Source organism: Vibrio sp. OPT20 (genome assembly GCF_963889365.1).
GTDB classification, from domain to species: domain Bacteria; phylum Pseudomonadota; class Gammaproteobacteria; order Enterobacterales; family Vibrionaceae; genus Vibrio; species Vibrio splendidus.
In genome coordinates this window covers 284,358-297,456 of sequence record NZ_CAWPOA010000106.1, presented here as the reverse complement: position 1 = coordinate 297,456, position 13,099 = coordinate 284,358, and the positions used below count along the sequence as shown (strand labels likewise).

The 13,099-nt window shown below is 44.5% G+C and carries 6 protein-coding genes and 1 riboswitch; of the genes, 2 read left to right on the top strand and 4 right to left on the bottom strand.

What is annotated here, in order from left to right; translation table 11 throughout:
• Positions 1 to 830: 830 nt before the first annotated feature.
• Positions 831 to 2,111, bottom strand: a complete 1,281-nt coding sequence (locus AACR09_RS23090) for a cation:proton antiporter (RefSeq protein WP_017078851.1) — start codon at positions 2,109 to 2,111, stop codon at positions 831 to 833.
• Positions 2,112 to 2,280: 169 nt separating this feature from the next.
• Here AACR09_RS23090 and metH point away from each other — a divergent pair, with 169 nt between their 5' ends.
• Complete coding sequence (gene metH / locus AACR09_RS23085; RefSeq protein ID WP_193835764.1) at positions 2,281 to 5,958, top strand: methionine synthase; 3,678 nt, start codon at positions 2,281 to 2,283, stop codon at positions 5,956 to 5,958.
• A gap of 108 nt (positions 5,959 to 6,066) precedes the next feature.
• Here the strand turns inward: metH and lysC are convergent, their stop codons facing one another.
• Positions 6,067 to 7,434 (bottom strand): lysine-sensitive aspartokinase 3, encoded by a 1,368-nt coding sequence (gene lysC, locus AACR09_RS23080; protein ID WP_004735980.1) that lies wholly within the window; start codon positions 7,432 to 7,434, stop codon positions 6,067 to 6,069.
• A 109-nt stretch (positions 7,435 to 7,543) separates the two neighbouring features.
• Positions 7,544 to 7,721: riboswitch (Lysine riboswitch) on the bottom strand.
• Between the two features lie 176 nt (positions 7,722 to 7,897).
• On the opposite strand from lysC, the gene AACR09_RS23075 reads away from it, so the two are divergent.
• Entirely contained in the window at positions 7,898 to 9,037 is a 1,140-nt protein-coding gene (locus tag AACR09_RS23075) for a pyridoxal-phosphate-dependent aminotransferase family protein (RefSeq protein WP_004735978.1), read from the top strand.
• A 104-nt stretch (positions 9,038 to 9,141) separates the two neighbouring features.
• Here the strand turns inward: AACR09_RS23075 and AACR09_RS23070 are convergent, their stop codons facing one another.
• Both AACR09_RS23070 and uvrA read right to left on the bottom strand, forming a co-directional pair.
• The gene (locus tag AACR09_RS23070; protein ID WP_102535523.1) at positions 9,142 to 10,905 is read right to left on the bottom strand and encodes a PglL family O-oligosaccharyltransferase; all 1,764 of its coding nucleotides are present in this window, start codon (positions 10,903 to 10,905) and stop codon (positions 9,142 to 9,144) included.
• Between the two features lie 96 nt (positions 10,906 to 11,001).
• Positions 11,002 to 13,099 (bottom strand): excinuclease ABC subunit UvrA (gene uvrA / locus AACR09_RS23065; RefSeq protein ID WP_228010848.1); only part of this gene is annotated, 2,098 nt, incomplete at its 5' end.

The following is a 13,099-nucleotide window of genomic DNA, read 5'->3' as shown; positions in this document are numbered from 1 at the left end:
GTAGCTCCAATTGGCAGAGCAGCGGATTCCAAATCCGCGTGTTGGGAGTTCGAATCTCTCCACCCCTGCCATATTTAAGGCTCTAGCAGAAATGCTAGGGCCTTTTTGCTTTCTGAATCTAAAGCAGCTGATTCCTCGACTTACCAAAACAGCGCGTGCTGGGAGTTCAAATCTCCGGAGTGCCGGCTCAGTCCAGTCCTACCATATTTAAGGATCTAGGCTGCGCGTCCCAGCAGAAATGCTAGAGCCTTTTTTATGCCTGTCACTTTTAATGTAACGCTAGAAGTATTAAGTGCTCCTTTAGCTCCCCCTATTTAATCGAACCGCTTAATACCTACTAAATACAACCTTGCCGTATTTAAAGGCTTAGTCGAACACTAGAGCTTTCGTTCAGCACTCATCTCTCTCCGTAGTTTCTGGTAGTGACTAAAGCTATACCTGTTAGGCCTTGAGTCTAATTATTTTTCCGGAAGGAATGCTTATACAACTGAAGTCTGTTCTAAAGTGAGTAGACTCGCTTGCGTTGCAAAAAACGAGTTCTTTGCATAGCCTCACTTCCGGAAAGATTGCTGGCTAAGAGCGTTCTTATCATGTTGTCGGCAGCGTGATTAAACACCATTCGTCTTCGCTTTAGTCCCGATTAAATCTAATGTTTACCCAACATAAAGGCTTTTGGTTGCTTCAATAACAGTGCAGTAAACGCCGTGGTAAGTTCTATTGTTCATGTATACCTTTCAGCTAGATTTTCAGTGAGGAAATCGGCGAATCTGACTTTCATCAGGTATAAAAAAGGCCACCTAAATTAGGCAGCCTAGTTTGATATCTTGATGTTAATCTAACTCTTTCTCAGCTTGTTTCGCTTTCTCTATCATCGGAGTAATTGTTGAACCTTGGACTAAGATTGAGAACACAACAACAGCGTATGTCATCACGAGGATTATCTCTTTAACATCTATTGCCTTGTCTTCAATCACCCAGATACCTGAAGGGATTGAAAGTGCCATGGCTAGAGCTAGTCCACCACGCAAACCACCCCAAGTTAAGATCTTGATTGACCAAGGGTTGTAAGTTCTAAAGCGTTTGAATCCGATATAAGACAAGAAAACACTTAGGTAGCGTGCGCTTAGCACTAGAGGTACTGCGAACGCCATTAAGATCCAGTCTTCTTGGTGGAATTTGAATAGCAACATCGACATACCGATCAATAAGAACAATACGCCATTTAAGAATTCATCGATTAATTCCCAGAAGTGGTCTAAGTGATCCTCACTCTCTTTCGAGAACCCAATAAAGCGCGTCCAGTTGCCAATCATGATACCTGATACCACCATTGCTAACGGTCCTGATACATGTAGGACTTCAGCAAATGCATAACCAGCCGTCGGAATACCTATGGTTAATAGCAACTCCATCGAGTGGTCATCGGTGTTGCTGATTAGGTAATGGAATATTAAACCTAGAACAAAGCCATAGACGATACCACCGATAGCCTCTTGGACGAATAACATGGTCACGCTACCTACAGTCGGTGCTTCTGTACCGAACGCAATGGTAAATAGGGTAACGAAGATCACTAGGCCAAAACCATCGTTGAATAGAGATTCTCCCTCGATTTGAGTAGAGATTCGTCTGGGAGCATCGAGCTTCTTCACTATTGCTAATACAGCGATTGGATCGGTTGGAGAGATTAGAGAACCAAAAAGTAAGCAATAAATTAAGTCAAATTGAATACCGATAAACTGACAGAATCCATACAGTACAAAGCCAATAAAGAATGTCGAAAACAGTGTAGCGCCAAGAGCGAGTACCGTTATTTCCCATTTCTGATCTTTTAGATTAGGTAATTTAATCCCCAAACCACCTGCAAAGAGTAAGAATCCCAGTATTCCTTTCAGGAGGAAATCTTCAAAGTTGATACTGGCAACGGTTTCTGAGGCGATGTCAGCCAATTGGAACCAATTGTTTTGTCCCGCAATGATAATTAATAGAGATAACATCATTGAGCCAGCTGTAATGGCGATGGTTGTCTGCATTTTACCAATTTTGGTATTCACGAAAGCAATAAGCATGGCAGCTGCGGACAAGAAGCATAAGGTGTAATAGACCGACATTGGGATCCCAACATGTAACAAAGTATGAATATGAATTTTCGTTGTCTCATGCTCAAATAGCAAACATTTTTTTGTCATGACTTGGTAATCAATTTCATCTTTTAGACGTCTAGACTCCTTTTTAATGTGTGGTAGGATGGAGAGATAATTAAAGGAATGAGGTTGTACCGTGGGAAGTAATGTAAGGCAAAAGATTGACGCTCTGTTGAAGCAACGAATTTTACTGATTGATGGTGGCATGGGTACCATGATTCAGGATTATAAATTGGAAGAGCAAGACTATCGTGGTGAGCGCTTTGCTGATTGGCATAGTGATTTAAAAGGTAACAACGACCTTTTGGTACTTACACAACCTAAGCTTATCAAAGATATCCATATGGAATATTTGGAAGCCGGTGCTGATATCCTCGAGACCAATACCTTTAACTCTACAACCATCGCTATGGCCGACTACGATATGGAAAGCCTTAGCGAAGAAATTAACTTTACAGCTGCAAAATTAGCTCGTGAAGCGGCAGACGAATGGACGGCAAAGACCCCAGACAAACCTCGTTTCGTAGCGGGTGTGTTAGGTCCAACTAACCGAACTTGTTCTATCTCTCCAGACGTTAATGATCCGGGCTATCGTAATGTTAGCTTTGATGAGCTTGTTGAAGCTTACTCCGAATCGACACGAGCACTTATCAAAGGCGGCTCAGATCTTATTCTTATCGAAACTATCTTCGATACGTTAAATGCAAAAGCATGTTCTTTTGCGGTTGAATCTGTTTTTGAAGAAGTGGGTATTACTCTTCCAGTGATGATCTCCGGTACAATTACTGACGCATCAGGTCGTACGCTTTCAGGGCAAACAACAGAAGCCTTCTACAATGCCCTTCGTCATGTTAAACCTATCTCATTTGGATTGAACTGTGCATTAGGCCCTGACGAACTGCGAGAGTACGTTGGTGAGATGTCTCGTATCTCAGAATGTAACGTTTCCGCTCACCCTAACGCGGGTTTACCTAATGCATTTGGTGAGTATGACCTTTCTCCTGAAGATATGGCTGAACACGTTAAGGAATGGGCCGAGAGTGGCTTCTTGAACCTAATTGGTGGTTGTTGTGGTACAACGCCAGAACATATACGTCACATGGCTGAGGCCGTTGAAGGCGTAACTCCACGTCAATTACCTGATTTGCCTGTGTCTTGCCGTTTATCTGGCTTAGAACCATTAACGATTGCCAAAGAGTCTCTATTTGTAAACGTCGGTGAGCGTACTAACGTTACCGGCTCTGCTCGATTTAAGCGATTGATTAAAGAAGAGCTTTACGACGAAGCCTTGAGTGTTGCTCGAGAGCAAGTTGAGAACGGCGCTCAGATCATCGATATCAACATGGATGAAGGGATGCTAGACGCTGAGGCGTGTATGGTTAAATTCCTTAATCTATGTGCGTCTGAGCCAGAGATCTCGAAAGTACCAGTCATGGTCGACTCTTCAAAATGGGAAGTTATCGAAGCGGGCCTGAAATGTATTCAGGGTAAAGGCATCGTTAACTCTATCTCATTGAAGGAAGGGAAAGAAAAGTTTGTCGAGCAAGCTAAACTGGTTCGTCGTTATGGCGCAGCTGTCATTGTGATGGCGTTCGATGAACTAGGACAGGCTGATACTCGAGAGCGTAAAGTCGAGATTTGTACTAATGCCTACAATATTCTTGTTGATGAAGTCGGTTTCCCGCCAGAAGATATTATTTTTGACCCAAACATTTTCGCAGTGGCTACTGGTATTGATGAGCATAACAACTATGCGGTCGATTTCATTGAAGCAGTAGGGGACATCAAACGCGATCTTCCGCATGCGATGATCTCGGGTGGTGTGTCGAATGTTTCATTCTCGTTCCGCGGTAATAACTACGTTCGTGAGGCTATCCACGCAGTATTCCTATATCACTGTTTTAAAAACGGTATGGATATGGGTATCGTAAATGCAGGGCAATTAGAGATTTACGATAATGTGCCTGAGGATTTACGTGAAGCCGTTGAAGATGTGGTTCTAAACCGTCGAGACGATTCAACAGAGCGCTTGCTCGATATTGCGACTGAGTATCTAGAGCGTGCAGTTGGAAAAGTTGAAGATAAATCGGCTTTAGAGTGGCGTACTTGGCCAGTAGAAAAGCGCTTAGAACACTCTTTAGTGAAAGGTATTACCGACTTTATTGTTGAAGATACCGAAGAAGCTCGTGTTAATGCTTCTCGTCCTATCGAGGTGATTGAAGGTCCATTAATGGATGGCATGAACGTAGTTGGTGACCTCTTTGGTGAAGGTAAGATGTTCCTTCCTCAAGTGGTGAAATCTGCCCGTGTTATGAAGCAAGCGGTAGCCCATCTAGAACCATTTATTAATGCAACCAAAGACGTTGGTGCGACTAACGGAAAAATCTTACTGGCGACCGTAAAAGGCGATGTTCACGATATTGGTAAAAACATTGTGGGCGTTGTCTTGCAGTGTAATAACTACGAAATTATCGATTTAGGCGTGATGGTTTCATGTGAAAAGATCCTTAAGGTCGCTAAAGAAGAGAACGTCGATATCATTGGTCTTTCGGGTTTGATCACTCCTTCATTGGATGAGATGGTTCATGTGGCTAAAGAGATGGAGAGACAAGGCTTTAAACTGCCTCTTTTAATTGGTGGAGCAACCACATCTAAAGCGCATACAGCCGTTAAGATTGAACAGAACTACTCTGAACCTGTGGTCTACGTAAACAATGCCTCACGTGCTGTTGGTGTGTGTACTTCTCTACTCTCTAACGAACTGAAGCCTGCATTTGTTGAGAAGTTGGATATTGATTACGATCGCGTTCGCGATCAACACAACCGCAAAAAGCCGCGCACTAAGCCAGTCTCGCTAGAGAGAGCGCGTGCCAATAAAGTTGCTATCGATTGGAATGCGTATACTCCCCCTGCACCCGCTAAACCGGGAGTACACATCTTCAAGGACTTTGATGTGGCTACTTTACGTCAGTACATCGACTGGACTCCGTTCTTTATGACGTGGTCTTTGGTTGGTAAGTACCCGGCAATTTTTGATCATGAAGAAGTAGGCGAAGAGGCGAAGCGCTTATTTAAAGACGCCAATGATTTATTAGATCGAGTAGAAAGAGAGAAATTGCTTGAAGCTCGTGGTATGTGCGCTTTGTTCCCAGCGAACAGTGTTGGTGATGATATTGAAGTGTATACCGATGAATCTCGTACCGAGGTACTAAAGGTTCTGCACAACCTTCGTCAGCAAACCGAAAAGCCAAAAGGATTTAACTACTGTTTGTCAGATTACATTGCGCCAAAAGACAGCGGTAAAGCAGATTGGATTGGTGGTTTTGCAGTAACGGGTGGTATTGGTGAGCGAGAGCTAGCTGATGATTACAAAGCGAAAGGCGACGACTATAACGCGATCATGATTCAGGCGGTTGCAGACCGATTGGCTGAAGCGTTCGCTGAATACTTGCATAAAGAAGTGAGAAAGGACATTTGGGGCTACTCACCTGATGAGAATTTGTCTAACGACGATTTGATTCGAGAGAAGTACCAAGGTATTCGTCCAGCCCCGGGTTACCCTGCTTGCCCAGAGCATACAGAGAAAGGCACGTTGTGGGAGTTGATGGACGTTGAAAAAGCAATCGACATGTCGCTAACCACGAGTTACGCAATGTGGCCAGGTGCCTCAGTGTCTGGTATGTATTTCTCACATCCTGATGCCCGATACTTTGCTATTGCACAGATTCAACAAGATCAAGTGGATAGCTATGCCGACCGTAAAGGTTGGGATATGTTGGAAGCTGAGAAGTGGTTAGGTCCAAACATTAACTAGTTTGAATCTATGACGGGTTTTGATTCGTAAAAATAAAAGGGTTGCTTAAGAGCAACCCTTTTTGTATCTGTCGTTTGGTGAGTTTAAACTAATCGAGCAAGCGTCGTTTTATTCAAACAGCTCTTGATGCAGCTTTTGAATCGCTAACTTGGAGACAGATTCATCAAGCAAGAAGCACAGGTTATGTGGGCTCGCTCCGTAACAAATCATACGTAGGTTGAAATCTTCTAGAGTGCCGAAGACCTGCTTTGCATAGCCTTTGCTTTCACTCATGTTGTTACCAATAAGAGCAACAAGGCATAGGTCGTGTTCAATATCCACAGAACACAGCTCTTCAAGTTCAATTCGAGCGGCTTCTGGTAACTGAGGAGCACCACCCGATGTATCTGTTTGATCGAGAGTGAGTGAGACACTGATCTCTGAGGTAGTGATAAGATCGACAGAGATCTTATGCTTAGCGAGGATCTCGAACACTTTTGCGAGGAAGCCATAAGCATGGAACATGTTAGCGCTGCGTAGCGTAACCATGGTTTGATTGCAGCGTAGGGCAAGCGCTCTGAACAGAGGGGAGCTTTCAACTTGTTGACGAATCCATGTGCCACCGAGCTCTGGTGCTTTTGATGAGCCGACAAATACCGGAATTTGATGGCGTAGTGCCGGGACTAGAGTCGATGGGTGTAAGATCTTCGCGCCAAAGTTTGCCATTTCCGATGCTTCGCTGAAGCTGATCTCTGGGATAGGAGATGCTTTCGATGCGATACGTGGATCCGTGGTGTAGATGCCCGGAACATCAGTCCAGATTTCTAAACCAATCGCTTGTACTGATTCTGCAATCAGTGCCGCTGAGTAATCACTACCACCACGACCTAACGTTGTGGTGTTACCTTCGCTATCGGCGCCGATAAAGCCTTGGGTAACGACAACTTGTTGCTGGCATAGTGGAATCAATTTCTGTTGTGCTAAGGCTGCAATATCTTTTAACTGTGGTTCTGCTTTGCCGAAGTCACCATTGGTGCGCATCACTTCTCTGATATCAAAACGGACAGCGGGTGTGCCACGCTCGCGAATGATTTGAGCGAGGATATGTGTCGACATCAGTTCGCCACATGCCACTAGGTGATCGGTGAGTTTAGTACTGGCTTGGAATGATGCCGCTTCGGCTGCACTCGCAATGTCATCGAGAATGCAGTGCACATCTTTTTCAATGCTAATTGGGTCAGCTAGCTGATCAAGAATCGCGTTATGAATGTCAGTCAATTGCGTCAATAATTCCTGACGACGAGTTTTGTCTTGGACACCATTCGCTAGCTCAACCAGCAAGTTGGTGACGCCTGAGCACGCGCTGCTCACAACCAGTTTCGTATTCGAGTTATTTTCAATAATGGCAGCACAACGGCTCATTGCTTCAAAGTTGGCAACACTTGTTCCACCAAACTTAGCGACATTAAAAGAACCAGCTACATTAGATGCACTCACGATATATCTCCCACGACTTCCTAAAATAAAATTACTGTTGGGTAATCCAACGTCCGATGTTTTTCGAAGAGAGTATTTAGAGCAAAAAGAGAGGAATTATTAGAATAGTAACCTCAGAAGCTCTTCACCATATAGAAATGGCGACAGTTGCCGGGATTCAGCCCGCTCAACCGATAATAAAGGTCCTGCATCCTTTTATTATCTCGGCACTGCTCCCCCTTGATGCTTTGTATTGGAAATGCGGTTCCACAAAACATCTGCCTGGGCAGTGCTCCTCTTCTGCTAGATAGCCATTTCATTGAACGTGTTTGCGGTAACAATGTCAATCCGTAACTGGAGATATTTAAAAAATAATTTTAACAATTATGTGACACTGGTGTGACCTCAATACTTTTAGCTAATTGATGACGGTATCGATTTGCTTTAGGGTGGATTGTTCACAACATTAACGTAAGGGATGTACATGTCTAATTTAACACTCACTACTGCTATCGAGAGCTTTTATCCGCCACACCGAACGTTAATGGGGCCGGGGCCTTCAGACATTTCTCCTCAAGTTTTGCAGGCCTTGAGCCGTCCAACTATTGGTCACCTCGACCCGTTATTTATCGCGATGATGGATGAACTGAAACAACTTCTTAAGTATGCATTCCAAACTGAAAATGAGTTTACGATTGCTGTTTCTGCGCCGGGCAGCGCAGGTATGGAAACCTGTTTTGTTAACTTGATTGAGCCCGGTGAGAAGGTAATTGTTTGTCGCAATGGCGTTTTTGGTGAACGTATGCGAGAGAATGTTGTGCGCTGTGGTGGTGAAGCGATCCTTGTTGATGATGAGTGGGGCAAGCCCGTTTCCGTTGAAAAGGTCGAAAAGGCATTGGCAGAAAACCCCGATGCAGTTGCTGTCGCATTTGTGCATGCAGAGACGTCTACTGGAGCGTTATCGGATGCTCAAGCGATTTCAGCAGTCGCTCGTCAGTTTGATGCGTTGTCGATTGTGGATGCGGTGACATCATTAGGTGGTGTGCCATTGTTGGTTGATGAATGGCAACTCGATGCGGTGTATTCAGGTAGTCAAAAGTGTCTATCTTGCGTTCCTGGCCTGTCTCCGGTGACTTTCTCTCAACGTGCGGTTGAGAAGATGAAGGCACGTCAAACTCCGGTACAAAGCTGGTTCCTAGATCAAAGCTTAGTATTGGGTTACTGGAGTGGAGAAGGCAAGCGTAGCTACCACCATACGGCACCCGTGAATAGCCTGTATGCTCTGCATGAGTCGTTGGTTTTATTGAAAAATGAAGGCCTGGATAATGCGTGGTCACGTCACCATGCGATGCACCAAGAGCTTAAAGAAGGCGTAGAAGCACTAGGATTAAAGTTTGTGGTTGATGAAGAGAGTCGTCTTCCGCAGCTCAATGCGCTTTATTTCCCTGAAGGAATCGATGAAGCCAAAATCAGAACACAACTTCTAGAAGAATATAACCTTGAAATTGGCGCAGGACTTGGTTCTTTGGCTGGCAAGGCTTGGCGTATTGGTTTAATGGGTTATGGCGCTCGAAAAGAGAATGTCGCTTTGTGCTTAAAAGCGTTGCAAGACGTTTTAAAATAGCGGTAATAAACTCAAGTTCAAAAGAAAAGCGCACGAGAGATCGTGCGCTTTTTTGTGTCTAGACTAAACGTCAATATGGTGAATTAACTCTAGATTCCGTGACGTCATTTAGCAGAAGAAATGTTGTTTTCAGCTTCCGATATTTTCTTATATTGAACCTTGGAAAAGTCTCTATTTGGGAACAAGAAGCTCGCTTCACTACGAATTTGTTCGGCTTTACTGTGATCGCCTAATCCTTGATACGCTAGAATCAGGTTGCTGTAGAAAGCAGGCCTTGGCTTACGTTTTATGATCTCTAACGACCAATCTATATAAGGTTGGATCAAGCTAGGATCAGCTTTGTAGAGGCCGATATTTAGATAGGTGCTGTATACGTCCCAATCATAGCGATCTTTCCAGACTACAGGGTTCGTTACCTGCTTAAGAATATCCGGGTTTTTGGGTTTAGAAAGTTCAAATTGAGTCAGGACATAATTGGTATGCAGCGCGCTCAACATATAGAAACTCACCAAGATCGGAACCACCAAGCTAGACACTCTAAACAGGGTTTTACTAACGATACTAAACGGCTGTTGATAGTGACGAGAAGCTCGTTGATCGACCCAGTAAATCAAGATGATGAATGTTATCCAGTGAATCGCTGAGTGGTAAAAAGGGTACTCGAGCTGAGAATGTAAGAGTATCGGTATAAATAGTGCGAGCAGTGCTAGACGTGTTCCCTTCGCTGAGCTTGCTATACGTGACATGACTAAGAACGCAGCAATCAAGATCCCGATGATTGGTACTATTCCGCCCTCAACCCCCCAAAACAGGAACTCATTGTGCGGGTGATCCATTGAAGGAAGGCCGGGATGATAATTTGGGTTGAGTTGATGCTGGCGAGCTGTGTATAGCGTGTACTCGGATTCGAACTTCCCGTAGCCATACCCTGTAAATGGCTTTTCGATCATCATATCGAGCGCTTGTGGAAAGGTATAAGCTCGTGGGCTTTCTAAGTTAGCCCTTTTACTTGCGAGGCTATCAGTTGTACTGAGGCTGATTACCGAAAAAGCGACCACGATACCGACTAGCACTGATGCGCACCATCCGTAGAAGCGTTTCTTGGTCGAGAACTTGTATAGATAAGGCAGAATGCAGACAAACCCAATGACGGCAGCCAACCATCCGGTACGTGATGCAATGATGATCAGCAAAGGTACGGTTAAGGTTGGGGCTAGGTATAGTAAGAATGACTCGCTAATTTTGTGATTATATTTAGCGGGCTGTCTCGCTAAAAGATACGCTGAAAGCACAAAACCGGTAGCTAAAAAGCTGGCCATTACATTCGGTTGTTGGAATATCCCGTAAGGTCGATTAGCCGTTGTGTTGTAACCAAATAGATTACCGGGTTCCAGTAAGAAATATTGCACGTAACCAAAGAGTGCTTGTATAACCACAGCAAGCACAATGAACCACAACATGCGTTGCTTGTGTTTATTGCTGAACTTAAATTGCTGTAGTACGACGAATAAAGCGAAGCCCGCCCACAATCCCAGTAGTCGACCAGATGCGGCTTGAGGAAAGGCGTTACTGTAAAGCGTGGGTAGCGTAAGTATCACGCAACTGATCAGCAAGCCAACGGTTAACTTGGAATATTTGAGTACTCGGTTAGTCGCGAGTTGGTAGAAGCCAATTGCTAACGTAAAGCTAAGAGCTAACCAAGTGGTTGGGTTAAACGATAACGCAAGGCCTGAGCCTCCAGGATTCGGCATGAAAAAATGCATGGCTAACAAGAATACAACAGCTAAAGAAGCCAGAAATGCTTTATTGAGTGGTAGCTGAGTTACCTGATTTTCTAGTTGGGTACCGCTAGTGTGTATTGTTGCCATAAATCCCTAACCTTATAAAAACAGAGCTTGTTCCTTCTGAAACAAGCTCTGTTACTTTAACATTTTTCTGTCTGCTCGCAGGGCGCTATTTTACACCTACTTCAAATTTAACATAGGCTTAAGGAAGCGAGCAGTGTGCGAACCTTCGACTAATGCCACATCTTCAGGTGTACCTTCTGCAACAATCTCACCACCACCTTGACCACCTTCTGGACCAAGGTCTAAGATCCAGTCTGCTGTTTTGACGACATCTAGGTTGTGCTCAATCACGACAACCGTATTACCGTGATCACGCAGCCTATGTAATACCGTCAATAGCTGCTGGATATCGTGGAAATGAAGACCTGTTGTTGGTTCATCAAGAATGTATAAGGTTTTTCCCGTGTCTCGTTTAGATAATTCACGCGCTAATTTAACACGCTGCGCTTCACCGCCAGATAAGGTTGTTGCCGCTTGTCCTAGACGAATGTAGGAAAGGCCAACATCCATCAATGTTTGTAGCTTACGAGCGATAACAGGAACAGGGTTGAAGTATTCTCGAGCATCTTCCACTGTCATCTCTAGAACTTCGTCAATGGTTTTGCCTTTGTAGCGAACTTCTAAAGTTTCACGGTTATAACGCTTACCTTTACACACATCACACGGCACATACACATCTGGCAAGAAGTGCATCTCTACTTTGATGACACCGTCTCCCTGACACGCTTCACAGCGACCACCACGAACGTTAAAACTGAATCGACCTGGCTTGTAGCCACGAGATCGTGATTCTTGGGTACCGGCAAATAACTCTCGAATTGGCGTGAAAATACCAGTGTAGGTTGCAGGGTTTGATCTTGGTGTGCGACCGATAGGGCTTTGGTCAATATCGATCACTTTGTCGAAATGCTCTAAGCCTTTTATCTTTTTGTGCTTTGCCGGAACTGCAGTTGTTGCACCGTTTAATTGAGTGTGGGCAACTTTAAAGAAGGTGTCATTGATTAGTGTAGATTTACCTGACCCCGATACCCCCGTAATACAGCTGAACAAGCCTACAGGGATCGTCGCAGTGACATTCTTTAGGTTGTTCCCCGTTGCGCCAACGATCTCGACGACCTTTTTCTTGTCGATAGGCGTTCTTTGTTTTGGTATCTCAATTTCTTTGGCGCCGCTCAGGTATTGCCCGGTTAAAGAATTCGGGTTTTCGATGATGTCTTGCATGGTGCCTTCTGCGACCACGTGTCCACCATGCACACCCGCACCTGGGCCGATATCGATAACATGGTCAGCACAACGGATTGCGTCTTCATCATGTTCAACAACAAGCACTGTATTTCCTAGATCTCTGAGGTGAACCAAAGTTTGCAGTAGACGTTCATTATCGCGCTGGTGGAGGCCAATTGATGGTTCATCGAGTACATACATAACACCCACTAAACCAGCACCAATTTGACTTGCTAGACGAATCCTTTGCGCTTCACCACCAGACAGCGTTTCTGCACTGCGTGATAGGTTCAGGTAATTCAAACCAACGTTCACCAAGAAATGCAGACGATCATTGATCTCTTTCATTACTTTATCAGCGATCTGACCACGCTGACCGCTGAGCGATAAGTTTTGGAAAAACTCTAGTGCATCAGCAATGCTGAGCTGAACGATTTCTGGCAGTGTGGTATCGCCAATGAAGACATTTCGAGCTTCTAATCTTAAGCGCGTACCATCACAGCTAGAACACGACTTCGTTGATATGTACTTGGCAAGATCTTCACGCACCGCGCTAGATTCAGTATCACGGTAGCGACGTTCTAGCGTATTTAAGATGCCTTCAAACGGATGACGTTTGACTCGAATATCACCTCGGTCATTGATGTACTTGAATTCCACTTCAGTACGCCCTGAGCCTTTAAGAATGATCTCTTGAGTCTTTTTCGGCAGAGAGTTGAATGGCACATACAGATCAAAACCATAATGGTCTGATAGCGACGTTAGCATCTGAAAATAGTAATAATTCTTCTGATCCCAGCCTTTTATTGCACCTTCTGCAATGCTTAGGTTCTCATCTAAAATCACTCGACTTGGATCAAAATATTGTTGAACACCAAGTCCATCACACGTACCACATGCACCTGCAGGATTGTTGAATGAGAATAGGCGCGGCTCAAGCTCTTGCATGCTGTAGCCACACTTTGGACAGGCAAAGTTAGCTGAGAACACG